At 41.6% G+C, this 267-nt stretch carries 1 protein-coding gene; it reads left to right on the top strand.

Annotated features, from left to right (window positions below):
* Positions 1-267 (top strand): hypothetical protein (locus tag QN347_RS20075; RefSeq protein WP_323494442.1); only part of this gene is annotated, 267 nt, incomplete at both ends.

The raw sequence follows: 267 nt of genomic DNA, 5'->3' as shown, positions 1-267 counted from the left end.
CCTGAAGAGGTTCCATTAATTGACTTCCTGATGGACTCTTCACCACATCTCAACAAACTCAACGCAGTCGATGATAAGCGCAAAACAAATGGGGTAATGGCCAAGAGTCAAATTTATCGATCACTTGTTAAATTTTTCAAAAGCGTTGCAAAAGAATTTGCAAAAATATCACCTGAAGGTGCAAAACACCTGACGATGGCTAGTACACACTGGCTCAGGCATACATCCGCTACACATGCTATTGCAAGCGGTGTTCCAATTGAAATC

The organism is Sphingomonas sp. 10B4 (genome assembly GCF_035019905.1).
GTDB lineage: Bacteria > Pseudomonadota > Alphaproteobacteria > Sphingomonadales > Sphingomonadaceae > Sphingomonas > Sphingomonas glacialis.
This window is presented reverse-complemented; position numbering and strand designations above follow the sequence as displayed.